Annotated in this window: 25 protein-coding genes, 1 tRNA gene and 1 pseudogene; 7 read left to right on the forward strand and 20 right to left on the reverse strand. The window is 64.2% G+C overall.

Annotated features, from left to right (window positions below; translation table 11 throughout):
• The first annotated feature begins 63 nt into the window (after positions 1–63).
• A tRNA-Pro gene (locus ABEA43_RS22385) sits at positions 64–137 on the forward strand.
• A 69-nt stretch (positions 138–206) separates the two neighbouring features.
• On the opposite strand, the gene ABEA43_RS22390 is transcribed toward ABEA43_RS22385, so the two are convergent.
• The 15 genes from ABEA43_RS22390 to ABEA43_RS22455 form a co-directional block, all read right to left on the reverse strand.
• Positions 207–1,346: a tyrosine-type recombinase/integrase gene (locus tag ABEA43_RS22390; RefSeq protein ID WP_345564512.1), complete on the reverse strand. Its 1,140-nt coding sequence runs from the start codon at positions 1,344–1,346 to the stop codon at positions 207–209.
• 93 nt (positions 1,347–1,439) lie between these two features.
• Complete coding sequence (locus ABEA43_RS68200; protein ID WP_425570334.1) at positions 1,440–1,673, reverse strand: helix-turn-helix transcriptional regulator; 234 nt, start codon at positions 1,671–1,673, stop codon at positions 1,440–1,442.
• A complete protein-coding gene (locus tag ABEA43_RS22395; RefSeq protein WP_345564514.1) occupies positions 1,670–3,055 on the reverse strand; it encodes a replication initiator in 1,386 nt (461 codons plus the stop codon). Before ABEA43_RS22395 ends, ABEA43_RS68200 begins: the two co-directional genes overlap by 4 nt.
• A complete protein-coding gene (locus ABEA43_RS22400) occupies positions 3,052–3,189 on the reverse strand; it encodes a hypothetical protein (RefSeq protein ID WP_345564516.1) in 138 nt (45 codons plus the stop codon). The genes ABEA43_RS22395 and ABEA43_RS22400 overlap by 4 nt, the downstream gene beginning before the upstream one ends.
• Positions 3,186–3,422 (reverse strand): hypothetical protein, encoded by a 237-nt coding sequence (locus ABEA43_RS22405; protein WP_345564517.1) that lies wholly within the window; start codon positions 3,420–3,422, stop codon positions 3,186–3,188. Before ABEA43_RS22405 ends, ABEA43_RS22400 begins: the two co-directional genes overlap by 4 nt.
• A gap of 1,133 nt (positions 3,423–4,555) precedes the next feature.
• Positions 4,556–4,684, reverse strand: coding sequence for a hypothetical protein (locus tag ABEA43_RS22410; RefSeq protein ID WP_345564519.1), 129 nt, complete (start codon positions 4,682–4,684; stop codon positions 4,556–4,558).
• A gap of 1,017 nt (positions 4,685–5,701) precedes the next feature.
• Positions 5,702–5,866: a hypothetical protein gene (locus ABEA43_RS22415; protein WP_345564521.1), complete on the reverse strand. Its 165-nt coding sequence runs from the start codon at positions 5,864–5,866 to the stop codon at positions 5,702–5,704.
• Positions 5,866–6,198: a hypothetical protein gene (locus ABEA43_RS22420; protein ID WP_345564522.1), complete on the reverse strand. Its 333-nt coding sequence runs from the start codon at positions 6,196–6,198 to the stop codon at positions 5,866–5,868. Before ABEA43_RS22420 ends, ABEA43_RS22415 begins: the two co-directional genes overlap by 1 nt.
• Positions 6,199–6,305: 107 nt before the next feature.
• Positions 6,306–6,461: a hypothetical protein gene (locus tag ABEA43_RS22425; protein ID WP_345564523.1), complete on the reverse strand. Its 156-nt coding sequence runs from the start codon at positions 6,459–6,461 to the stop codon at positions 6,306–6,308.
• A 44-nt stretch (positions 6,462–6,505) separates the two neighbouring features.
• Positions 6,506–7,243, reverse strand: coding sequence for a DUF2637 domain-containing protein (locus tag ABEA43_RS22430; protein ID WP_345564524.1), 738 nt, complete (start codon positions 7,241–7,243; stop codon positions 6,506–6,508).
• A 283-nt stretch (positions 7,244–7,526) separates the two neighbouring features.
• A complete protein-coding gene (locus ABEA43_RS22435) occupies positions 7,527–8,711 on the reverse strand; it encodes an FtsK/SpoIIIE domain-containing protein (protein ID WP_345564525.1) in 1,185 nt (394 codons plus the stop codon).
• Complete coding sequence (locus ABEA43_RS22440) at positions 8,708–8,848, reverse strand: hypothetical protein (protein WP_345564527.1); 141 nt, start codon at positions 8,846–8,848, stop codon at positions 8,708–8,710. Before ABEA43_RS22440 ends, ABEA43_RS22435 begins: the two co-directional genes overlap by 4 nt.
• 180 nt (positions 8,849–9,028) lie before the next feature.
• The gene (locus ABEA43_RS22445; protein ID WP_345564529.1) at positions 9,029–9,259 is read right to left on the reverse strand and encodes a hypothetical protein; all 231 of its coding nucleotides are present in this window, start codon (positions 9,257–9,259) and stop codon (positions 9,029–9,031) included.
• Positions 9,260–9,825: 566 nt separating this feature from the next.
• The gene (locus ABEA43_RS22450) at positions 9,826–9,954 is read right to left on the reverse strand and encodes a hypothetical protein (RefSeq protein WP_345564530.1); all 129 of its coding nucleotides are present in this window, start codon (positions 9,952–9,954) and stop codon (positions 9,826–9,828) included.
• On the reverse strand, positions 9,954–10,286 hold the full coding sequence (locus ABEA43_RS22455) for an SCO3933 family regulatory protein (RefSeq protein WP_345564532.1): 333 nt from the start codon (positions 10,284–10,286) through the stop codon (positions 9,954–9,956). The genes ABEA43_RS22450 and ABEA43_RS22455 overlap by 1 nt, the downstream gene beginning before the upstream one ends.
• A gap of 197 nt (positions 10,287–10,483) precedes the next feature.
• Between ABEA43_RS22455 and ABEA43_RS22460 the strand changes: the two genes are divergently transcribed.
• Both ABEA43_RS22460 and ABEA43_RS22465 read left to right on the forward strand, forming a co-directional pair.
• Complete coding sequence (locus ABEA43_RS22460; RefSeq protein WP_345564533.1) at positions 10,484–11,026, forward strand: GntR family transcriptional regulator; 543 nt, start codon at positions 10,484–10,486, stop codon at positions 11,024–11,026.
• A gap of 18 nt (positions 11,027–11,044) precedes the next feature.
• A complete protein-coding gene (locus ABEA43_RS22465) occupies positions 11,045–11,770 on the forward strand; it encodes a GntR family transcriptional regulator (RefSeq protein ID WP_345564535.1) in 726 nt (241 codons plus the stop codon).
• Positions 11,771–11,807: 37 nt separating this feature from the next.
• Here ABEA43_RS22465 and ABEA43_RS22470 read toward each other — a convergent pair whose 3' ends face one another.
• Positions 11,808–11,981 (reverse strand): hypothetical protein, encoded by a 174-nt coding sequence (locus ABEA43_RS22470; RefSeq protein WP_345564537.1) that lies wholly within the window; start codon positions 11,979–11,981, stop codon positions 11,808–11,810.
• Positions 11,982–13,276: 1,295 nt separating this feature from the next.
• Here ABEA43_RS22470 and ABEA43_RS22475 point away from each other — a divergent pair.
• The 3 genes from ABEA43_RS22475 to ABEA43_RS22485 all read left to right on the forward strand — a co-directional run bounded on the left by ABEA43_RS22475 (position 13,277) and on the right by ABEA43_RS22485 (position 16,321).
• Complete coding sequence (locus ABEA43_RS22475) at positions 13,277–13,600, forward strand: trypco2 family protein (protein WP_345564539.1); 324 nt, start codon at positions 13,277–13,279, stop codon at positions 13,598–13,600.
• A gap of 441 nt (positions 13,601–14,041) precedes the next feature.
• Positions 14,042–14,557, forward strand: a complete 516-nt coding sequence (locus tag ABEA43_RS22480) for a hypothetical protein (protein ID WP_345564541.1) — start codon at positions 14,042–14,044, stop codon at positions 14,555–14,557.
• 462 nt (positions 14,558–15,019) lie between these two features.
• Positions 15,020–16,321, forward strand: coding sequence for a pentapeptide repeat-containing protein (locus ABEA43_RS22485; RefSeq protein ID WP_345564543.1), 1,302 nt, complete (start codon positions 15,020–15,022; stop codon positions 16,319–16,321).
• Positions 16,322–17,087: 766 nt separating this feature from the next.
• Here ABEA43_RS22485 and ABEA43_RS22490 read toward each other — a convergent pair.
• Positions 17,088–18,293 (reverse strand): tyrosine-type recombinase/integrase, encoded by a 1,206-nt coding sequence (locus ABEA43_RS22490; RefSeq protein WP_345564545.1) that lies wholly within the window; start codon positions 18,291–18,293, stop codon positions 17,088–17,090.
• Positions 18,293–18,547, reverse strand: coding sequence for a helix-turn-helix transcriptional regulator (locus ABEA43_RS22495; protein WP_345564547.1), 255 nt, complete (start codon positions 18,545–18,547; stop codon positions 18,293–18,295). Before ABEA43_RS22495 ends, ABEA43_RS22490 begins: the two co-directional genes overlap by 1 nt.
• A 948-nt stretch (positions 18,548–19,495) precedes the next feature.
• Between ABEA43_RS22495 and ABEA43_RS22500 the strand changes: the two genes are divergently transcribed.
• Positions 19,496–20,176: a DUF2637 domain-containing protein gene (locus ABEA43_RS22500; protein ID WP_345564549.1), complete on the forward strand. Its 681-nt coding sequence runs from the start codon at positions 19,496–19,498 to the stop codon at positions 20,174–20,176.
• Positions 20,177–20,511: 335 nt separating this feature from the next.
• Here ABEA43_RS22500 and ABEA43_RS22505 read toward each other — a convergent pair.
• Positions 20,512–21,350, reverse strand: a pseudogene (locus tag ABEA43_RS22505) (IS5 family transposase).
• Positions 21,351–21,360: 10 nt separating this feature from the next.
• The gene (locus ABEA43_RS22510; RefSeq protein ID WP_345564551.1) at positions 21,361–22,356 is read right to left on the reverse strand and encodes an integrase core domain-containing protein; all 996 of its coding nucleotides are present in this window, start codon (positions 22,354–22,356) and stop codon (positions 21,361–21,363) included.
• Between the last annotated feature and the right edge of the window lie 399 nt (positions 22,357–22,755).

A 22,755-nucleotide genomic window follows, 5' to 3' on the forward strand; every position in this document is an offset into this window, starting at 1 on the left:
CGCGCACCTCCGATGTGCGCTAAGGTTATGACGTCCCGCCCCGCAGGGGGCGGCCGACACGACCGGGACGTAGCGCAGCTTGGTAGCGCACTTGACTGGGGGTCAAGGGGTCGCAGGTTCAAATCCTGTCGTCCCGACGGTTGGGCAAAGCCCGTCAATTGGAGTGTTCTCCAAGGTGACGGGCTTTCCTCGTTTCCAGCGGTCGATCATCCGCCGCCCTTGATCAACCGGAGCTGGGGACCACTTGGGGACCGCCCGGGCACTGGAGCACGCAGATGCGCACTCAGCGCCGTACCGGCGTCGGTGACCGCGCGCAGGTCCGGATGCAGGTAGCGCTGCGTCGTCGTCAGCGATCCATGCCCGGCGATCTTCCGTAGGACATGCAGCGGCACGCCGGCGTCAGCCATCCAGGTCAGTCCGGTATGCCGCAGGTCGTGACGGCGGAAGTGCTCGTATCCCAGCTCGGTCACGACCTCATCCCAGTGTGTCGCATCGCGCAGTACGGCCGTGCTGATCCGTCCGCCCCTCGGCCCCGTGAACAGCCGCGCCTTGGCCTCACCACCCGCCGCGGCGACGCGACGGGCGACCAGCTCTCGTACCTCACCGATCAGCGGGACCGTCCGGGCTCGCTTGCCTTTCGTGCCCTTGTCGATCAGTCCGCCTGGCCCGGCCGTGGTCTGGCGGCGCACCGTCCACAGCCACGTGTTCAGGTCGATGTCCTCGACACGGACGCCGGACACCTCACCGATTCTGGCCGCGGTACAGCCCGCGAAAATCACCACGTCGCCCCAGCCCCGATACCGGCCCGTTGACCGCTCCACCAGCCTCGCGGCCAGAGCAACCAGCGCTTCCCAGGTCGGCAGCGCCAGCGAGCGCGGATCGTCCAGCTCGTCTTCAGCACGCTGAAATTCGTGCTGCCACCCGCTCACCCGCGCCGGATTGCGGTCGATGATGCCGTCTCGTACGGCCTGCTCCATCACTCGAACAAGCACAGCCAGACTGTTCTTGATCGTGGACCGGCTGCAGTCATCAGCGATCCAGCCATGCACCGCGCGGTCCACCAGCCCATAGGTGATGATCCGGACGGGTAGGTGCCCCAGCGTCGGCAGCACCCGCTTGCGCCACCCCGCCAAGTACGGATCGAACGTCTTGCGCTCCAGACCGCGCAGCGCAAGCGCCATCACCCTGTGGCCGTACTCTTCCAGCGGCGCCGTCAAAAGATCGGGGGAGACACCGCTACGTGCGGCTGTCTCCATGGCATCCAGCCATTCCCGCGCCTGCTCTTCCGTCTCGACCGCCACTGACGTGGAGCGCCGTTTCTGGATCGACGGGTCGATCCAGCGCACCCGTGCCCGGTACGGGGTGCGCCTGTCCGGGCGGTACTCGACATCTGACGACAGCGACACTCCCACTGGGGGGAGTTGCTTGTCGGCCACCGCTCAGGGGCCCTCCGGAGCCGTACGGCGGCTCTCCAGCCACATCCGTACGTCATCGACGCTGTAAAGCGTCGTCCGTTCTGACAAGCGTACGAACGGTGGGCCTTGGACGGGCTCCTGCGTGCGCCAGCGCCGCAACGTTGAAGGATCCACCTTCACGAGCACTGCAAGCTCTTCGGTGGTGTACCACCCGGCTCGCAGCAGATCAGGCCCCGAAACAGTTGACGTTGAGATCATGGAATTCCCTCCTTCGGAGAGGTCGGCGATGTGGCCGCGGCGAGCATGGATTCGCCCGCCGTGTAGCCCTGGCCGGCGAAGCTCCAGTGCGCGAGCACGAGCGTGGATTCCGCCGCCAGCTCGGGATGGGCGTCGAGGAGCTGGGCGCGCCGGTAGTCGGCTCGTTCGTCTCGGATGGCGCCGAGGGTGGTGGAGTAGGCGCGGGATCGGGTGGAGAAGTGGCCGCGGAAGCCGAGCATGTGAGCCCACTTGCGCAGCCGGAGTTCTTGCAGGTCGGGATGCGTGTTCGGGTTGCCGAGCGCCCAGGCGGTGCGGATCAGCCGGGCCGCGTGCATGCTGGCGCCCTGTTCGTGCAGGCGGGAGAGGTCGTGCGGTTGGATGCGGCGATCGAGGGTGCCGGAGGTTTCGGCGCTCTTGGTGGCGTATTTGGCCACGTAGGCGGCTACGGCCTGCTCTGACAGCTGCCGGTCCATCTCCCCGGCGTGGATGGCCTTGACATCGACCTGGCCGCCCCACACGAACGCTTGGGTGGCCTGGCCCAGATCTGGCGCGGTCAGGTGGACGGCGGCGGCGGCCGAGCGGATCGCCCCGTCGAGCAGGTCGAGGGTGGCCCACGCGGGCGGATCGACCACGTCGGCCGCATCCTCTGTCCGGCCGTCCAAGCGGATTACGGCGTGGAAGTGGACAACGCCGCGGGCTTGGTATTCGGCGACCTTGGCGAAGGAGACGCGTACGGCCCTGTTGAACGCTCTGTGGGTCAGGCCTGCGGTGGCGGCCAGGTGGCGGCGCAGGTTGATGGTGAAGCGGCGCCACAGCTCGCCTGCGTGGGCGTTCCACAGCACATGCCCAACGTAGTCGTACCTGTCAGGGTCGAGGGGTTGACCGAGCCGGGAATCGTCGCTCTTGTGGCGTTCGAAGCAGGCAGGGCCGTTGCGGCGCGGGTGGCAGACGCGGCGGACGCCGTCCTTGTCAGGGCCGCGATGCACCGCCCCGAAAGACGGAGCGGTCAGGGTGGCGAACACGCGCGGGTGGGTGCGCACGGTGGCCGGCACGCCCTTCTCGCCGCCGAGCAGCCCGGCACGGATCAGGTGGAAGGTGTCACGCCGGTACAGCTCGGCGCAGGAGGGGCAGCGGGAGGCGCGGCGGTTGCCGCAGCGGATGAGAAGCTGGCCGTGCGGTTCACGGTCGGTGCTGTAGCTGGACAGGACTTCGCCCGAGGCGGCATCGAGAGTGAGGGTTTCCCCGCTCAGCCGGATCGGCTCGGCGCAGCCGTTGAGGCGGTGTACTTGTTCCAGCCAGCGCGACAGATCGGTACCCGAGCGGCGGGCCAGATCACGGATGACCGGCCCGACCAGCTCGGCGAGAGGCGCCGGGGCGTTCACTGCCCGCCGACTCCCGTACCCGCGCAGGCGTTGCAGACGATCTCGTTCTGCGTCGCCTGGCCGAGGACGTCGTACCTCGTCAGGAGGAGCACGCCGAAGCCGTCGCACTCTTCGCACGGGTCGTACATTTTCATCCGGTAACCCTCCTTACCTTGACGACGTGCACGTGGGTGCGGCAGGCGTCGCACTGCTGGTCAGCGGGCAAGCGCTCACCGCAGGCGATCTGACGGCGGGTGCCGTTGGCGTGAACCTCGATCGGGTGGTGACAGGCGGCGCCTACCGCGTCGGTGACCTGCCGAGCCACGCTCCACGGCTGATCAGCGCCATCGGCGTAGACTTCGGTGACCTGCACCCGGTAGCGGCTCACCGCCCGGCCTCCACCTGCCCGGTGCCCTGGCATATGTCGCAGGTCGGGTAGCAGCGGTAGCCGTCCTCATCCCACGTCAGCGGGCTCGCCAGATCGCCCTCACCAGCGCACGCCCGGCACGTGGCTCGACCCGGCCGCGCAATCACCCGGTAGCCTCCGACGTTCCCGTGCCACGGCAGTCACCGCAGCGTCGCCAGCCGCGGCAATTTGCCGGATCCCAGACCGAACACGGAATCCAGCCCTCACCGCAACACCGGCCACAGCGCGGCACGGCGGTGCCGGCACTCATCGGCCGCACCCACGGCAGAACAACGCCGTGTTGTAGTTGACGGTGTGGCAGGTTCGGCACGGCCACGTGCCAGGCGTGTTCGGTGCCAACGGTGGAGGCGTCGGCGCGTTCACAGCCCGGCCACCTCTCCCGCGCGAACGTCCTCGATTCCCAGGCGACCGCTGCCGTGACAGCGGGGGCACTGCCGGACCTCACGCGTGCCGCGGGACCTGCCCGAGCCGCCGCATCGCGTGCAGGGCATGCTGGCGGGCTGATTGTGCTTCATACTGGAATCTCCTTTGCTTGATGACCAGGTGAAGGAGTTGCGCGCCCTGCGGGACGGCGAGAGCGGCCAAGCTGAGCCGTTCCGTGGGCGCGCACCCCTGCTAAAAGTCGATGGCGGCGTTGATCTCGGCGTTAGATGAGTTGCGCTGAACCGCTTCCAGGACGGCGTAACAGCGCTCTTGTTGTGTCCGATTGCCTGTTTTCAGAGCCGTATCAAGCTCGCGTACGGCCGTCTTGATCTTCTCTACCTGAGATCGCCTCACCATATTTCCTGGCTCCTTTCTCGCGATGGCCGATGATTATGCGAAGCTGACCCAAAACGAGTACTCGCAAGTGGGGCAGCCCACCTGAGCGCCATTACGGCTCTTGAACAGCACGCGATAGCGGCCGAAGTTTGTTTCACCGCGGCAGTCAGTGCATGTCACCTTGTCGGGAAGAGGCATGCCGACTTTCCTTCCTACGGCTCTCTATCGGTCGCATTTGGGGCATGAGCCAGACCGGACATACAGCCAGCCGCGGCATATCGAGCACCGGCGCATTTTTGTCGTCGTGCCGACTGCGCCGCTAGCGGAGGAGGTTCTTAGTCGTCGCACAAGGCTTCCTCTCTGGCGTGGAGAGCTGCCATGGCCTCGTGGTATGCCTGCCGGTTGGCCTGCGTCAGGCTGTAGCCCTGCTTTCTCAGTTCGGCCACGCGCTTGTCATAATCCATGGCCTGCTTCTTCCCTTTCTGCCTTTAGTCGGTGTGGTTGTCGATGCCGGTGCCGGTGCAGTCTCGGCACGTCCGGCTTTCGGAGTCGATGCCGGTGCCATTGCAGGTGCAACAGGCATACGACGACAACGGGACGAAGCGCCGGTTTTTCGTCATCTGATCCCCTTCCCTTCTTTTCTCGTGATGTGGCTTTCCATGAGCCGTCCTCCGCTCGGGTGGACGGCCGGATGCAAAGTCACTCACCTGCACTTGAGAAGCCCGCTTCCGCCGCACGTGCGGCAGATCCGCCCTTCGAAGGAGTAGCCTTTGCCCATCTTCCACACCCTGTGTTCGATGCGACCGTCGCCACCGCACTTGGAACATCCCAACGGAGCGACAACACGGTTACTAAACAGCCCCACGATTTATCACCTCACCTTCCTCTTCTGGCCTACGGCGTCTTGCTTGCCGAGACTTTTATCGTTTGCCGCTGCCGTTGCAGCGACCGCACCGGAGATAGACGGCCTTGACTTGAAAGCCGCCCCGCCCGGCGCACCACGTGCATGCCTTCTTGTCCAGGGGACCCTTGCGGTGTTTGCCTGCCATGTTTTCCACCTCCTGATGTGCTGGCACTGAACTTCCTGTTGTGCCGATTCCATCGCAGGTACGGCACAGCCAGAAACGCTGTACTTTCCACGTGATGAACCAGCGTTTTCTGGTCTCCGTGCGCTGGAGGAGTTTGCGGCCCTCGCACGTCTGGCACGCCTGCGCCAACGACGGCGCAGTCGAGCGGCCGGCCATTACAACCGTCCCTGGCCGTCGCACGTGAAGCATGCACGGCGAACCTCGATCACGATCAGGCGGCCTTTCTTGAACGACGATTTCATTTCGCCGATCTTGCCGAAGCCGCGGCAGGTGCGGCACTGTCCACCTCGGGCCATGACGACATCTCCTTTGCTCGGTTCGTGACTGCGTTGACGTACGGGCGATCACCCGTCGTGATGCGGTAGAGAGCAGGGCGGCCTGTCCTCCGGGTCCTCAGGGGCCCAGGACCGCGGAGAAGAAGACGGCCAGGCTGTCGGCGCCGCCCAGGATGCGATCGAAGACGCCATTGACCGACGCAGCGGCAGCCTCAGGCATCTTGAACAGGTAGAAGGCGACGAACGCGATTCCCGCGTAACCGAGCAGGCGGCGAAAGCGCATCAGCACTCACCACCGCTCACCGCGCCGGCGTAGCTCATCAGCGCCTGGTAGTCCTGCCTGTGCTGCTCGGTGATGGCCAGCACCTCGTAGCTGACCGGCCCGAACTCGCGCACCGTCTTGTAGTGGCTGTCACCACTGGCCGCCGAGCCGAACAAGTCGGCCATCTGATCCACCACCGCGCGCCGCTCATCGTCGCTGGTGCCCCGAGCGTGGAGCAGGATCGCCCGGCCGTAGCTGGGCACCGGCACCTTGGGGTTGTCGGCCAGGAACTGCGCCAGAGCGCGCAAGCCCGCGATGAACTCGCAGCGGACCGTCGCATCTGTGGTCATCATGATCTGGTGTCCTTTCGTCCGGACGGGGATGACTGGCTTTCCATGAGCCGCCCACCGGGGAAGCGATGGGCGGCCGGATGCAAGGTCAGTCCTCACCTGGCCGCGATCTAGTAGGTGTAGGTGCCGTTCTCGATGCCGCCCCTGATCTCGTCGAAGTCCTTATCGGTGAGCCGCCGGGTTTCGTCGGCGAACTCGGCCAGTTTCTGTCCCGGCTTCACATCGAAATACTTCTTAAGAGTCGAGACGCCTTTTCTTCCGGTCATTTCAGTTGCCCTTTCTCCTTGGCTTTCGTTCTTTATCGGACGATTTACTCGTGTGAATCCGCGTGCCGGGCCAGGACGGCGGCCAGCTCCGGAGTGACGTTCATGCGCATGCGCAACACATCGGCCGTGATCGGTCGGCCATGCGCGGAGCGGTGCTCACCGGCCAGACGACGCGCGTAGGCCAGCAAGACAGGCGGCGGAGACGGTTGCCCGTCCTCCCGGCTCTCAGCAGGTGGGCGCGTTGCCTGCTCCAGCGCAGGCGTACTCGCTTCCGGCACCAGGTCCGGCGCCTGGCCGAGGCGGTCGATGTCGACATGCGTGACGGCGTGAGCCTCGCTCGCCGGTAGGGTCGGCTCTTCGCACCGCGGGCTCGCCTGCTCGGCAGGCGCAGCCGTGGAGTGGCCGGCACGGCGTTCGATCATCGACATGGCGATCAGGAACGCACCCGCCGGAGTGGCCGCAAGGATCCATCCCCAGCTCGTGCGTGGCGCTTCGGCCAGGTTGGCGGCCAGCGTCAGCACGATCCCGCCCGTCAGCACCAGCGACGGCCACGACAGCAGGCCATGACGACGGCGCCCGGTGCGCTTGTCACGCTGGATCTCCCGCGCGGCCATCACACACACCAGGTCGATACAGACCGCCACCGCCCAGGAGCGCCAGCCGTGCTGGCCGTACGTGGCGGCCAGATGACTGATGTGATCGAACGACCCCACAGCGGCGATCACCGCCAGCACCGTCACCGGCCCCGAATCCGCCACCAGGGCGCGAGCCCGCCCCTTCACGAGCCCGCTCCCTGCTGGCGGCGCACTGCCTCCCAGCGCTGCGCCTGCCGGTAGCTCACGCCGACGCGAGCGGCAGCGTGCTCCTTACCTTCGCCTTGCTCGCGCAGCCATAGATAGTCCTCCAGCTGCTCAGCCGCCTTTGCCGCTCTGGCCTCCCGAGACTTAGCCACGCTCTGCTGCCGACCAGCAGTCATGGAGATCACCTCCCATCAGGCATGCATCAGGTAGGGACATGGCGTGATCAGGGCTCACACCCAGCCCGGGAACGTCGTTGCGAGGCGCGCTAGACGGGCACGTCCTCAAGATCGGGTTCGGTGAACTCCTCGACCTCCGCCGCATCCAGCTCACCCGCGCCCGCCAGCGGCAGGGCAGGGCCGCCCGTCAGCAGCGCCCAGGAAGGAGCCAGCTCCGCGAACTGTTCGGCGGCGGTTTCGGCCTGCTCCTCCAGCACATGCACCGACCGGGCATGATGCCAACGGCTATCGGAGCCGATCACCACAGCCGTACCCGGCCGGTCCGATGAGATCTGCCGAGCAGCCGCCACCGCGCGCCGGTCCATATCGCCCAGGCACATCTTGGCCGTCTCATCGTCGTTGACCATGTGGCAGATCCGGCCGGTCAGCTGCGCCCGCAGCGCAGTCACGCCCTTGCCCAGGTCCGAGCCCACCCGCTGCCCGCACACGAACAGGTAGATGCCGAACGCCCGGCCCAGCTGCGCGACCCGCAACAGACGGGTGGCGACCGCGGCCACCTCTTCCTTCTCGTGGTCCGGATCGGCCATCAAAAACAGCTCGGCCATCTCATCGACCAGCACCACAATCGGCATCGGCCGGACCGCCTCCGGCATGCGGGGATGCCAGATGTTCTTGACCCGGTACTGTCGGCACAGCGCCATCCGGGCCCTGATGATGCCCACCAGATCCGCCAGCAGCCCGGCGCACTCCGCCCGCTCGGTGGCCAGCGCCGACAGCCTGGCCTGGTACGGGGTGAACTCCACCCCGCCCTTCAGATCGAAGCCCACCAGCGCCACCGGCTGCGGCGCCAGCCCCACAATCAAGGCGTTGGCCAGGTTCGACTTACCCGACTGGGTCGCGCCCACGTTCAACCAGTGCGGCACCACCTTGAAATCGATGACGTACCGGCTGCCGTTATCCAGCAGCCCCACCTGCACCCGCAGCAGACCATCCGACATCACCTGAAGCCCGGCGACGGTGTCCAGCGGATCGACCAGCGTCGCCGCCAGCGTCACCCGGCCCGGCTTCCACGACACCAGCCGCACACTGTGCACCCGCCACGCATGCGCCAGCTGATCCAGCACCTCTTCGTAGTCCTCGGGCGTCTGCCCATCGTGCAGGTACGCGGTGAGCTGGAACCCCAGCGCAGTCGGCCGGATCAGGCCCAGCCGCGGCGCCTTCTCCACCTGCACCCGATGCAGCTTGCGGCGCTGCTTCATCATCATCATCGTCATGACCGCACCACCTTCCTGGCCCGCTCCACCGCCTTGCGGAACTCCGCCGCGTTCTGGCCCGAGAAGTACGCCAGCACGTACTGCCGCTCCTTCTCGGTCAGCGAGTCGAGCACCTCACGCATCTCGGCCAGCGACATCCCACCTTCACCCGCCATGGCCTTAGTCGCCCTTCCCCATGTTCCGGAGGGCGTTCTGGAAGCCCTCGTGGTCCCAGCCGCAGAAGTAGGCCATGACGTTCCGCTGCTGTCTGTCCGACAGAGAATCGAAGATCATGGACATTTCGTCGCTGGTCAGCTTGCGTCTCTTCGGCTCGGCCATCACTCGGCCCCCCAGCCCGGGAAGCCCGGCACGCTCCACCGCCACCGGCGCCGACGCTTCGACAGACCGCAGCCCGAAGCCACCGCCCGCCACGTCCCATACACCGTCACAGCCTTGACCGGGAACCCGAGCACCAGCCAGAACGACACCGGCGACACCCGACGCCACGCCCACAGACACACACCCGTGGCCAGCAGGCCCACGCCCGCCCACAGCAGGAAATCACGCATACTAGAGCCGTCTCCTCTCCTCTTGAGAGCGATCGATGGAGACCCCGGAGCGGCCCAAGCCGCCAAGCACACGGCCGTTCCGGGACCAAAAAAGTCAGTCTGTACTCCGCAGAGGGTGCCCCACCTGAGGAACAGCACCCGGTGGGGCGATGTCATGAGGCCAGACGCATTCCGCCATCTCCTCGTGTGCGCCGTGGTGCGCTTCGCAGAAAACCATCCGTTGAACCCTTCGCTCTGAGGACTGCTGCTGCATAACCGAGCGAGGACTTGGCTCCACATCAACCACGAACCGGCCGCCGCCCCCACGGTGGCGCAACCGCGTGATGCTGCCCGCTCGAAGCCCCGAGTCCGCCCGCGCGATCAACTCCACGAGCTGTTCTACGACCTCGGCCGCCAAATCGGCGTCGTCGTCCATCACCCGAACCTGCGGCATCTTCACCACCCTCCGATCGCGCGGTCGTAGCAATTCACCGAGGCGCACACCCAGATGACCCGATTCCGCAACGAGTCGAACTCCTCGACCACGCCATTCACCGCGCCGCAGGCGGCACACGCATAGCTCTCCATCACGCACCCCCGCGAACCGCCTGGTAGTGGCAGTACGCGCACAACCACACGATCTTGTTGCGCCGAGCGTCGAACTGCTCCGCGAGGTTCTGCGTCGAGCCGCACTCGATGCACATCAGCGCCCCCATCAGGCGGCCTTGTCCGACGCCGGACGCACCGCCTCACAGCGGAAGCCCAGCCCCGCGTTACCGCTGTTGATCTGCCAGAAGAAGCAGACCAGCCCAACCGGACGGACCTTGCTCCCCATCACGATCTGCGGGAAGTCCACCGACGGGAACGTCACCATGATCACCGGGTTGCGTCGGTCATCGTTCGGCGTCACCAACAGCGGCAGGGTGTACAGGTCACGCCCCTCCGCATCCTTCTTCACCTCACCCGTTGCCTTGTCCGCGATCTTCGGCTCAGCCTCACCCGCGACCATGAACGCCATGGACGCCGTATCCACCGGAATGTTCCTCACGCGCTACTCCCTTGCTTGAAACTCGCGACCTCTCGCACTCCTTGACCTCTTACTTCAACCATACTGCCTTTCCGATAAGGTAGCAAGGCTGGACGTAGCATGGAGTGGAAGAAGCCGTAGAGCTGGCCTTATCGCCTGTCCGGTAGGGTGGCTAGGTGAGGATCTTCCGTCGCGAGCGAGAGGCAAGGTGAGATCGAATGGCTGGACGGAGCGAATGGACCAGCACGTCACTGCCGTACGTCCGTCCACAAGGAACTGAGCAAGCTGACCCGTGGGCTGAAGAAGCTGCACAGAGTGGTCGGGTCGGCACCCACGTCTTGCGCGAGGTGGCCGAGATCACTCCCCCCGAAGACATCGCCGCGGCGTTGAAGCTCTCTCGGGACGACACCGTCATCGTTCGCCGGCGAGTGGTGCTCCTCGATGATGAGCCCGTAGAGCTTGCCGACTCCTACTACCCAGCGGCCATCGCTGGGGGAACCCGCTTGGCCGATCCACGGAAGGTTCCCGGAGGCGCAACCAAGCTCCTGGCCGATCTCGGCTATCACCCGATACTTGTGGAAGAGGACATCACGGCCCGGCCAGCATCCGACGAAGAGCGGCAGCTTCTACAGATCCCCGACCTTGATTGGGTACTGGTGCTTACGCGGCGATCGATGGCTCAAAACGGCACGCCCGTCGAAGTAATGCAAATGTCCATGGTTGCGCACGGCCGCCATCTGCGGTACTCGCTCGCCCTCTGATAGAGAGAAGGTCATCCCTTGGCTAAGCATGAGGACAAACGTCCCCGCCACTTGCAAATCGCAGCGGACCTCCGAGCGCAGGTCATGTCTGGCGAACTCCCGCGGAACGCACAAATTCCGAGCACCCAGCAATTGGTTGACAAGTACAATGCTGCCAACGCCACTATTCAGCGTGCACTGTCGGTATTGAAAAATGAAGGCTACCTATATGGCGCTCCCGGTGTAGGCGTATTCGTCCGTAGTCGGGAACCGTTTGTCGTTGATGTGGCCACATACTTTGAACCATCGCCGGATTCGTTCACGTACAAGCTCGTCAGTGTCGAGGAGGTTCCTGCCCCCGTCGATGTCGCTGAAGCGTTGAGCATTGTCGCAGGAGAGCCCGTGATCCTAAGACACCGTCTTATGTCTCACGTTGACGAGCCCGTGGAGCTGTCGTGGTCCTACTATCCGGTGCATATCGCGGCTGGCACAGCACTAGCTGAACACAAGAGGATTCGTGGTGGAGCGCCTCGGGTATTGGCGGATCTTGGATATCAGCAGCAGGAGTTCACTGACCAGATCTCTACTCGTCCACCAACTTCGGCCGAAGTGGAAGGATTGCAACTACCGGAAGAGGTGCCAGTAATCCGACAGTTTCGGATTATCTATGCCCGCGACAAGGTTCCCGTCGAAGTATCAATCCTTGTCAAAGGCGCCCATTTGTATGAACTCCGATATGAGCAATCAGCCTCACGCGAGGCATAGAGCGACCCGACGAAGGACTCGCGCCGACGGATCTAGGTCAGGAATAGCCACCTGCCGCTTGGCTACGGTCTGGCGTGTCGGCCGACAAAGCTTCACTGTTAGAAGCCTCGGCAAGCTTCCGGTGCGCCTCGGCGAGGCGATTAACTGCCGAGGCGAGCGCAAGAATGGCGTACATCGTTGCCAGCTCAGGATTATCTTTGCCTATAGCCATCGCACGATCTTCATGGCGACCAGGACTGTGCATCTCGATTGCTCACCGTTCCTCAATCGCAAGGGGCTGACCTTAACGCCTCAACGATGGCACATGGCTTGCCGCTGTCTAGTGCCTGCCGCAACTTCCTGCAACTTCGACCCTGTTACAACTTTCCCTACGGTTTCAAGCCCGCCGCGTCGCGGCGGGCACACCGTGATCACGGCGGAGGGGGTTGCGAGATGTTCCCCGCAGACGAAGATCGGCAATAGCCCGCATGCGGACGCAGGGCTTCCACCGAAACCGGGCGAAAAGCGTCGGAGCTGGGACGGTGTTGCAGCACGGAGGCTCACCTGACCTCCACCAGCTCGGGGGATGACAACCAGGCGGATCAAGCGCCAGCCTGCCCAGTCCATCACCACTGGCCCCGCATTGCACACGCCCACCGCCGCGAAGAACGCCAACTACGCAGCCGGCCCCTGCGCGCTCGCTCGCGGCGGCTGCGGCTCGTTCCGGCCGCGTCCGCCGCGGCGGCGCGCGTGCCGCAAGCGGCACACACAGGTAGTGATAAGCCTGGTACGGCTTGACGCATCGCTCTCCTCCTGGATCTTCACCAACCCAGCGCCACGAGTGAAGGCCACGGCACGCCAACCGAACTGCTCAACACACCCACGACGGAGATGGCGAAAGCCCCACTCATAAGCTCCGGCCAAGGGTGGAGCGGCGAAACAGTGACCAGAGACTGGTGAGAGAAGACCATGGGGCGCTGCCCCATACCCCGGCCCGGACTGCGGAGATCAGGGGGATCACGTGCGCGTCGGGTCGGCTGTTGTGGTGATCTCCTTGCAGGACACCACGAGGGGCACCAGACCAGCCGCACCAGCACAAGCCGCCGACTACCGGCAGGACAACCAGCGCACGAGGAAAATCACCGGGAACATGGACACGCCAACGGCGGCTTGCGCCGGCACGACCGGCCCGGTATGGCTACGCCTGCCCGGCAAGGAGATCACCGCGACGCCACCCCTTCAGTGTGACCAGGGTTAAAGCCACCCCTCAGGGGTGCAGAAGCAAAATCGCGACTAAACCGATCGTACGTGTGACCGCGCCCTCGTGACTAGCTGACGCCATGTCGACACACACGATCTTGACACTATACGGAGAGCGCTTTCCGAAAAGTTTCAAGGTCAACTTGATGCTAGGCGTCGCGAACTTGCGCAGACCTAAAATCTTTTTGGGGGATCGTTGAGTCTTCGGGTAACCTGCTGAGACGCTGTGAACGTTGCGGACCGTAACGGGCTGGGTATGTTGCAGCCATGGCTGATCATGGTGGGACGGTTCCTGGGCCTGGTTACGCGCTACCCGAGATCTTTGATGCTCTCCGCGCCGACCTCATAGCTGCCCGGCAGAAACTTCTCGATGCCAACCAAGAACCGATCATGGAGCTCATTGGAACAGAGGTCGAGCTGACGTTCACCCTTGAGCATTCAGGGAAGGGGAAAGCGGGCGTCAACCTAAAGGTGCTTGGTGTCGGCTTTGAGGCCGGGGGAGAGAAGGGAATCGCCAGGTCAGCCGTCCACCGGCTGAAAGTGACCTTGGGCCCCATCGGCATCGTAGGAGTTGCTGGGGAGGTGGAGTAGCAATGAGCATTTGGAATCCTGTGAACTGGACAGACAAAATTTATGAGCAGCACCTATCGTCGAACGAGATCGACAACCTAGGGCGCGCGCTTGAGGATTGGGCGGACAACCATCCACTTGCCGACCGACCCCTCATTTACATCAACCAATCCGAGTCGGAGTCCGTGGGCCTTAGTCCCCGTGATCTTGCCCATGCGGTGCAAGACGAGAGCTCCCCGCTACACAAACCGGTTCTCCATATCTTCGCGGTCGGCTTGAGCGCATACACGGGCGTGGGCGATCCCCTCGAGCAGGTGGTAGAGACTCTTAGCGAGGATGTTCGCAAGTGGCAAGATGACCATGGCTAGGCTCTTGATCGTAACGCCCAACGATCCTGGGATTCCTCGAGTGTTGGCTACCATCGCACGCAACCTTGTCGGCCAGTGCCCATCGCACCATTCCATGACCACGCTCCATGCATCCGGAGCAACGCGTTCAGCGGTTGACATCGAGCTCTCTTATCACGACTGTGTGATGTACTTCGGTCACGGTCAGTCGTCGTCACTTGGATCGCCAGGCAATCCACTTATTGATCTCAAGAACGAGCATGACGTGCAGAAGATCCTCGTGGCGATAGCCTGTCATGCAGGTGCAGTTCTGGGCGCCCAGCGATTCAGCCGCCACTACTCACCGCCTCGTGCCTTCCTAGGGTTTAACAACTTCCTCGGCCATCCTGTCCGGTCCCCCTCTCGCGCCAACGACGCGTACGTACAGGCGTTGAATGATCTTTTGGCCGGAGCGACGCTCCGGGACGTAGCTCGGAATCTGAATGACAACTTGTTGCAAGCCGCCAAGGACTACCTGATGAATCGCAACAGGTATCGGTTGGCCGGAGGCGACGCGATGATTATCGTTTTGTCATTGCATGCAAGCCTTTTTGCTTTGGTATGCCTGGGCGACACTGGAGCGACTCTGTAGTTATCGCTGTCGGCGGGGCACATCGAGGGCACGCGATTCCATGAAGCGCTACAAATGTTGGCAAGTAGCCAGAGACGCCGCCGCAGGCCAAAGCCGTGCCTGAGTAATTCCAGCAGGTCAGCGCACCTCCAAATTAGATCTCGATGATCTGGCGCAACCGTTCGGGATCAAGCCTTCGCCGTCGTGACGGTCGTGAGCAGACACGCGCACGGTGACGCGGGTGACGAGGCCGGTTCGGCGATCATCATGGAACCCAACCCAAGCGAAAGAACACGATTCACGTACAAGGCTTCCGACCGCCTCTGTCCAGTGCGGGGATCCCGTCATCATGGTGGCGTGCGGCGATTCCCTCGACCTACCCACCTCCAGCTGAGGCGACCGAGTCTCCTTCGTTCCTGGCGTCGACGTGCGGCGCGTGCTGCGGAGTATCGACCACTCAAGCTGCTGCACATCGGCACCGCCTTGGCACTGACCCTTGTGGCAGCCGCCACCGTCGCCGGCGGCCTGCTGACTGGCGCGCTGTTGGCGATCGGCATGCCCAAGAACCTCACGCTCGACACCACGGCCCTGCTGGACCTCGTCAAGATCTCCTTGGCCGTAGTGGGCGGCATCGGTGGAGCTGTCGCCCTCGTCATTGCCTACCGGAGACAGCGCCTAACCGAGGAGGACAACCACCGAGCCCGGCAGGCGGCCCACCGCGAGGACACCAAGCTCTACATAGAACGCTTCGATAAGGCCACAGACAAACTAGGCAGCGACGCCCCCGCAGTCCGCCTGGCTGGCGTTCATGCCCTTGCCGCACTTGCAGATGACTGGCGCGGGGGCCGCCAAATGTGCATCGATGTACTGTGCGCCTACCTGCGCATGCCGCCCGAACCCAGTCCCGCCCAGGACGCGGCCAAATACGCCACCTGGCGGGCCATGAGGGAGGTTCGCGCCACCATTGCTCGCCTTATTGCCGTGCACCTCCGCGCAGGCTCTGCCTCCTGGTGCGGAAGCGATCTGGATTTTACCGGAGTCGTCTTCGACGACGAGGCCGACTTCTCCAACGTCATCATTTCCGGTGGTTCGGTGTCCTTTCGAGGGGCGGTTTTCTCAGGCAGCGAGGTGTCATTCACTGGCGCGATGTTCAGCAACGGCACGACCTTGTTCGACAACGCAGTATTCTCAGGCAGCGAGGTGTCATTCGTCTTTGCAAAGTTCGCGGGGGGTGAGGTGTCTTTCGATGCAGCGGAATTTTCTGGCGGTGAGGTGGATTTTATCGCAGCCGAGTTCACCGGCGGCAGGATGTCATTCAACGGGGCGAAGTTCTCAGGCGGCGAAGTGTCCTTCGACGGGGCGTATTTCATGGACGGCAGGACATTGTTCGACGAGGCAGTGTTCGCTAGCGGGAAGGTGTCGTTCGGCGGGGGGAAATTTTCCGGCAGGGGGGTGTGGTTCAGCAAAGCGGTGTTCTCCGGTGGAGAGATGTCGTTCAGAGGGGCCGAGTTCGTCGGTGGTGAGGCAGCAACCGGCGGCGATGTGGCATTCGACAGGGTGCAGTTCACCGGCGGTGAGATGGTGTTCGACGAGGCGGCGTTCATCGGTGGTGAGATGGTGTTCGACGAGGCGGCGTTCATCGGTGGCGAGGTGCGGTTCAACGCTGTCGCTGATTGGTCTTGCCCGCCCACCGGGTTGCCAGCCAAGGCGCCCGGTCTCCACCTACCAACATCGTCTGCCGTTGCCGCTGACGATTCTCAGACTGTTGCGGGCAACCCCAATTGATGCCGCCGAGTGGTGCACCCTGGAAGTGGTCGAAGATCACCGGTGGTGCCCGGCATGTCAGCGTTTGCAGCAGCAAAGTGCAGCAACCTCGCCGACTGTCATCAACCGCCCATGATCTCCTAAAGCCACTTGGCCACTACGCCGACCGTCAACGACCATCACGCCACGAGTTCACACCGAAGTGCGACCTGCATCACGAGCGCGTACTGCTGCTGGGACATGGTCGCGCAGCTCGGCCGACGTTTTGCTACCGGAACACCGGAGAGTCGACAAAGTGTCGATTGCACACAGCCCACCAACTCTCTCCGCCAGCATCACGCACTAGGACGCTTCGGGTTGCCCCGTTCGGGCAAGGTGCTCCCCACGTGCATTCGCCGCGTCGAGCTCGACTCTCGGCGCCGTGCAGGCTGGCATCCCACTGACGTTCCTCTAAAAGCTCCACTCCCTCAACGTAGCTCTTGCGGCCATCGCCGTCTTATGCAGAACACGAAACAAGGGGGACTTGGACTGATCCTCCCGACAGCTGTGGGGACCAAGTGGAGACCACACGCACTGCACGCAGCCACACAAACAGCACTGGACTGCACACCAGCATGGCCGCCATCTACCTGTTGAGCTGGGGAAAGGGCCTACTCCAACGTTCTGGGGGTCAAGGGGTCGCAGGTTCAAATCCTGTCGTCCCGACGGTCGAAAAAGGCCAGACGATCTGTGAATAACTCCAGGTCGACTGGCCTTTTTGCGTTGAGTGACCAACAGGGCGGATGATCTAGACAGCCCTCAGCTTGGGACCACTTTGGGACCAGCTCGGCGACAGGTGCGCGCTCAAGGCGTTGCCCGCGGCCCTGAGGAGCTCGGCATCCGGGTGCAGATAGCGCTGGGTCGTGGTCAGGGACCCATGCCCGGCGATCTTGCGCAGAACGTGGATCGGGGCACCGGCATCGGCCATCCAGGTCAGGCCGGTGTGGCGTAGATCATGGCGGCGGAGGTGCTCGTAGCCCAGGGCGGCCACGACCTCGTCCCAGTGCGTGGCGTCTCGCAGAACGGCCGTGGTGATGCGGCCGCCCCTGGGGCCGGTGAACAGCCGCGCGGCCGGCTCCTCACCGGTGGCCTCCATCCGTCTCAGGACCAGCTCCCGGACCTCGGCGATGATCGGCACCTTGCGGGCTCGCTTGCCCTTGGTCCCCTTGTCCACGAGGCCGCCAGGGCTCGGCGTGGTCTGCCTGCGCAGGGTCCAGTTCCACGTGCCCGTGTCGATGTCGCCCGCGCGGACCCCGGACACCTCGCCGATACGCGCCGCCGTGCACGCGGCGAAGATCACGACATCGCCCCAGCCCGGGTAGGCGCCGGTCGAGCGCGCCACGAGCGTACGGGCCAGCCGTTCCAGCGCCGCCCAGTCCGGCAACGCCAGCGTTCGCGGGTCGTCCAGCTCGTCTTCGGCCTTCTTGAACTCCCGCTGCCAGCCGGTGACCCTGGCCGGGTTGCGGTCGATGATGCCGTCCCGTAGGGCCTGCTCCATGACCCGGACCAGGATGGCCAGGCTGTTCTTGACCGTGGATCGGGTGCACTCGTCGGCGATCCAGCCGTGGACCGTGCGATCGACCGCGCCGTTGGTGATCATGCGGACGGGGAGGTGCCCCAGGCTGGGTTCGACGCGCTTACGCCACCCGGCCGGGTAGGGGTCGAGGGTTTTGGCCTCCAGGCCGCGGACGGCCAGATGCATGATCTGCCGGCCGTATTCGGCGAGGGTCATGGTCGCGGTGTTGGGATCGACGCCGCCACGTGCGGCGCTCTCCAACTCGGCGACCCATGTCGCGGCGGCTTCCTTGGTGGCCAGGGCCACGGACTTGGATCGCCGTTTGCCCGTGGCTGGATCGAACCATCGCACACGCGTGCGGTAGGGGTTGCTGCCCGCGCGTACTTCGATGTCAGCGGCGAGCGCGATGCCGACGGGGGGTAGTTCGGGCCGCGCCATCAGGCCACCTCGCGGGGGTCGATGCGGTGCTCGGCCAGCCAGTGCTGGAGGTCGTGGGTGCTGTAGAGGGTCAACCGGGCCGTCAGCCGGACGAACGGCGGCCCTTGAGGCGGCTGGGCGGTACGCCAGTGGCGGATGGTTGACGGATCGACTTTGAGAATGGCTGCGACTTCCTCGGTCGTGCGCCAGATGCACTCTGACGCGTCGTTCTTGGGCGAGTTTTCGGGCAGGGTCAAGTCAGCGTTCGATGGCACAGGTCCTTTGCTCCTTGGGGATGCTTGGCGCGAGGTGTTTCGCGCGTCCCGTCGTGTGGCCGCCCTCGTTGTTGTTCGGCGGCGTGCGGGAGATCTCCAGATTAGGAGGCCCGAGCGGCTTAGGGAGGCCCTGAGCAGGCCCTTTGTAGCTGTTCGGCTACCCCCGGGCTCAAGGATCGGGCTGAAAATGACCGTGATGGTGTGATTGGCCGCCGAAAACAGCGACGCGCGTCCTCGGAGGGTGACTGGAGAGATACAAAGGGCCTGCTCAGGGCCTCCTCAACCGGCTTCGGCGGCGTACGCTGCAGGGCCTGCTCGAACGCGCGGCAGCCGTCAGGTGGTCGCGTCGAGGTCATGTGCGGTGGAGCCGCGTCGGCTCCACCTTGTGGGAGGTGAGATGACTGTTCGAACGGCACAAGCCGTCAACCGTCGCCGGGACTACGCCGACGACGTGGTCGCCACTCGATCCGCCGGAATGGATCATCCGGCGATCAGGCGCGGCTCTCTGCCTCAAAGCGATCAGCAAGACCGCACGCTGCTCTCGCGGCGGTTCCACGCCTCTCACGACGTCCTGCGTGCGGACCGTCCGGTGATCGTGCCCTGCTACGACTCAGAAGCAGGATGCATAGATCGGGCCTCGCGTGGAAGCGGCTGTTCACTAGAGCTTGTCGACACCCGAGATGCGAGCAACGGCGCGCGCCGGGACCTCCCGGCTGTGAACCTGCGATTCGGCTCTGTGCAGGGAAGGCACATCAAGATGCTCCCCGAGCAGGGCGTCTTTCCCGTTCAGCGGTCGTCGGAGAGCCGGCACGCGAGGGTCGAGGTCGCCCGCCGACTTCCGCTGCGGGGGTCAGCCGTCATGGCGCCGGGCAGGTGGTGATGGTGGCGAGCGCGGTCGCGCAACCCGTCGGCCCGGCAAGTGCGCCGTCAGACCCTCAAGGACATTCCGTGGAGGGGATCGAGCGACCGGTCTCGGAGCTGGTGTCGGCGGATCGATGGATCCGCTGGACGACGACCGGGGCAGTCCTGGTCCTGGCTGCGATCGCGGCCGTGGTGTCCTTCCGGCACATGCGTGAACTGGCTCTGGCGCATGGGGAGGATGCGCTGGCCGCTGCGCTCATCCCGCTGGCGGTGGATGGAACGATCGTGGCGGCCTCGATGTCGCTGCTGCGGGCCAGCAGGCACGGGTCGCGCGGCGGTCTGCTCCCGTGGGCGTTGCTGATCATCAGCAGTCTCGCCAGCATAGGAGCCAATGTGGCGGTGGCGGAGCCGACGATGATCGCTCGGTTGATCGCCGGGTGGCCGAGTCTGGCGCTCATCGGCGCGTACGAGATGCTGATGTGCCAGGTCCGGCAAACCTCTTCTGACGCCGCCCCTTCGCGTAGCCGCAAGGATGACGGCCGCTGGAACGACGAGACTCGGCCGGTGCCATCACGAGACGAGTCGGCTTCGCGGCAGTCCTTGGAGGGTGAGCGGGCGCTTCAACGCACGGCGTGGGAGTGGGCAAGCACAATGGCGGGCGAGAACGGGGCGCTTCCGACGGGGCAGGTCATTGCCCGGCAGTTCGAGCGTTCGCCGCGATGGGGGCGGCTGGTCAAGAAGGCGGGGCGGGCGGGAGAACTCGGGTGAGCTGGTGCCCGGACGATGTCTTAAACATACCCGCCGTCGTTGACAAGCGGATTATGAGTCGGCTCGATTAGTGCCGCTCGGTGTCACCGCGTGTTGTTTTGTATCGCTGTGGGCGGGATTCTTCCCACCGTCGTGTCCGCCTGTGCCGACGAGTGCCGTGCTGTAACGCAAACACGCGAGCAACCACCGAGCAACCATGTGTTCTTGGCCATTGGCATTATGTGTGATTTGTTCCGCAACTCAGCAAGGCTACAAAGGGAAGGTTTCGGTGATGAGGCTCGAGCTTCGCGGCAGTCTCAGAGGGCATTTGATTTGAGTAGATTGCGGCTTATGCCCTAGTAGGTGCCTCGCCAGGTTGGGGTGGTCTCGTCCGTTATGCGCTTGGTCAGGTTGTTGATCGAAGCGATGTGGATCATGGCTTGGGAGCTGGTGGGCAGGATCTCATAATCGCGAGTTAAACGACGGTATAGCATGAGCCAGCCCAGGCGGCGTTCGACGACCCAGCGGCGTTGACGACATGGAAGCCACGGGTTTCGGCTTTTCTGGAGACGACTTCGACGTCGATGCCTAATGTGGCGCCGTGTTCGATTACGGCGTTCTTGAAGCCGGTGTCGACCCAGGTTTTGGATATCGTCGGGTAGGTGCTTTTGGTTTGGTCGAGTAGCCCTTTGCCGATGACGTTGTCGGATAGGCTTGCGGCGGCGACGGCCACGGCGAGGATGAGGCCGAGCGTGTCGGTGACGATGCCTCGTTTGCGGCCGACGATCTTCTTGGCTGGGTCGGCTCCTTGGCTGGTGAGGGGCACGTTGGTGGAGGTCTTCACGCTCTGCGTATCCATCACGCACGCGGTCGGTTCGGCCTTGCGGCCTTCCTTGACGCGGGCCAGGCCGGTCAGTTCGTAATTGAGCTGTGCGAAGATTCCCTCATCACGCCAGGCCGCATAGTAGGCGTAGACGGTGTTGTACGGCGGGAAATCGTGGGGCACATATTTCCAGGCAATTCCCGTGCGGTTGACATACAGGATCGCGTGGAAGATCTCCCGCAGTTCGACCGAGGCCGGCTGGCCGGTGGGCCGACGATCGAGTCGGGCTTGTCGCCAGGCGGTTAAGGTGGGCTCGATTAATGCCCAGCGGGCATCGGATATGTCGCTGGAGTACGGCTTCCGCTCACTCATGGCAGAAGTTTTACCCGAATCGTGTGATCAGCGGTGGCTCTCGACCGTTAGGGAGTTTCCATCTCATCTCTAGACCAGACCAGACGGAATCCAGGCGACATATGGCAATCAAACAGGCGCTCCGGTGATCGAGTTGGAGCGCATGAATGCTGCGCCTGCCGAAAATTCCATCCGTGCAAGTCAAGCGGCATGTGAGTACTCGTGGAGGACGCCGCCGAGCCGGTCTCGTCGGCGTACGTTCAGGTCGATGATTTTGCTCGGGATCCGTGATCGGATCACGGACGGTGCGTAGCGGAGCTGCTTGGCCCAGGGCTTGGTCGGCGCGGTGCTGGTTGTAGGAGCGTTCGTACTCGCGAAGGGCGTGTCGCAGGTGGTGTTCGTTCCACAGGAGGCAGCGGTCGCGGAGTTCACGGCGGCATGACTGGACCCACCGCTCCACGATGAAGTTCATCCGCGGCATGCGGATGCCGGTGATCACGGTCTTGATGCCGGCCTCGGAGAGAATCTCGTCCATGAGGGCGGGGAACTTCCCATCTCGATCGCGGATCAGATAGCGCGCCCGGCAGCCCGCATCGTCCAGGTCCATCACCAGGTTCTTTATCGTCTGGGTGACCCAGTCGGCGCTCGGGTGCGCGGTGATGCCGAGCACCCGGATGCGCCTGGTGGTGTGCTCGATGACGGCCAGGATGTACTGGCGCTGTCCGTTCAGGGTGATGGTCTCGATGAAATCGCAGGCCAGCAGGGCGTCTGCTTGCGAGCGCAGGAAGTCGGCCCAGATGGTGGACGCCCGCTCGGGCGCTGGATCAAGACCGGTCTGCTTGAGGATTTCCCATACTGTGGACGGTGCGACTTTGATGCCCAGTGTGGTGAGCTCTCCGTGAACCCGCCGGTAGCCCCAGCGGGGGTTCTCCCGGAACAGGCGCAGAATGAGGGCGCGGATGGAGCGGACCGTGGGTGGGCGCCCGGGCCGCTTCGGCCTGCAGGTACGGGCATGGCGCCGTTTCATCAGATCGCGGTGCCAGCGCAGGTCGGTGTTGGGTCGGATGAGGAGCCGTAGCCGGCGTAGAACCTCGCGGGGCAGCGAGGTCAGGAGCGCGGCGAGAAGGCCCGGTCTACGGGTGCGAATCTCACTCTGGTGCCGGCGCCGATTTGGCGTTCAAGGACGGTGTCTGGTGACGCAGGACGAAAATCTCCACGTCCTTGTCCCGATTGCTCATAGGCAGCAATCGCAGTGCAGCGAATGTGTTGGTGACGGTGAGGTAGGCCAGGCGGAGGAGCACGGCCGATCATCATGCCGCACTTGGTTCCATATTCTGGGCGGCCGGAGTTCGCGCCGCCACGCGAAGCCTTCGCAGCGTCGTGACCTGCCCGGATGAAATTTCCGGCAGGCGCAGACTTGCAACTG

The organism is Nonomuraea rosea (assembly GCF_039539705.1).
Classification (GTDB): Bacteria; Actinomycetota; Actinomycetes; order Streptosporangiales; family Streptosporangiaceae; genus Nonomuraea; species Nonomuraea rosea.

Excerpts from the sequence above, each read along its gene's own strand:
- ABEA43_RS68200 (WP_425570334.1), bottom strand. The coding sequence starts at position 1,673 with ATGATCTCAACGTCAACTGTTTCGGGGCCTGATCTGCTGCGAGCCGGG.
- ABEA43_RS22400 (WP_345564516.1), bottom strand. The coding sequence starts at position 3,189 with ATGAAAATGTACGACCCGTGCGAAGAGTGCGACGGCTTCGGCGTGCTC.
- ABEA43_RS22410 (WP_345564519.1), bottom strand. The coding sequence starts at position 4,684 with ATGGATTATGACAAGCGCGTGGCCGAACTGAGAAAGCAGGGCTACAGC.
- ABEA43_RS22415 (WP_345564521.1), bottom strand. The coding sequence starts at position 5,866 with ATGCGCTTTCGCCGCCTGCTCGGTTACGCGGGAATCGCGTTCGTCGCC.
- ABEA43_RS22420 (WP_345564522.1), bottom strand. The coding sequence starts at position 6,198 with ATGATGACCACAGATGCGACGGTCCGCTGCGAGTTCATCGCGGGCTTG.
- ABEA43_RS22425 (WP_345564523.1), bottom strand. The coding sequence starts at position 6,461 with ATGACCGGAAGAAAAGGCGTCTCGACTCTTAAGAAGTATTTCGATGTG.
- ABEA43_RS22435 (WP_345564525.1), bottom strand. The coding sequence starts at position 8,711 with ATGACGATGATGATGATGAAGCAGCGCCGCAAGCTGCATCGGGTGCAG.
- ABEA43_RS22440 (WP_345564527.1), bottom strand. The coding sequence starts at position 8,848 with ATGTCGCTGGCCGAGATGCGTGAGGTGCTCGACTCGCTGACCGAGAAG.
- ABEA43_RS22445 (WP_345564529.1), bottom strand. The coding sequence starts at position 9,259 with ATGCGTGATTTCCTGCTGTGGGCGGGCGTGGGCCTGCTGGCCACGGGT.
- ABEA43_RS22450 (WP_345564530.1), bottom strand. The coding sequence starts at position 9,954 with ATGGGGGCGCTGATGTGCATCGAGTGCGGCTCGACGCAGAACCTCGCG.
- ABEA43_RS22460 (WP_345564533.1), top strand. The coding sequence starts at position 10,484 with ATGGCTGGACGGAGCGAATGGACCAGCACGTCACTGCCGTACGTCCGT.
- ABEA43_RS22470 (WP_345564537.1), bottom strand. The coding sequence starts at position 11,981 with ATGGCTATAGGCAAAGATAATCCTGAGCTGGCAACGATGTACGCCATT.
- ABEA43_RS22475 (WP_345564539.1), top strand. The coding sequence starts at position 13,277 with ATGGCTGATCATGGTGGGACGGTTCCTGGGCCTGGTTACGCGCTACCC.
- ABEA43_RS22480 (WP_345564541.1), top strand. The coding sequence starts at position 14,042 with ATGACCACGCTCCATGCATCCGGAGCAACGCGTTCAGCGGTTGACATC.
- ABEA43_RS22490 (WP_345564545.1), bottom strand. The coding sequence starts at position 18,293 with ATGGCGCGGCCCGAACTACCCCCCGTCGGCATCGCGCTCGCCGCTGAC.
- ABEA43_RS22510 (WP_345564551.1), bottom strand. The coding sequence starts at position 22,356 with ATGAAACGGCGCCATGCCCGTACCTGCAGGCCGAAGCGGCCCGGGCGC.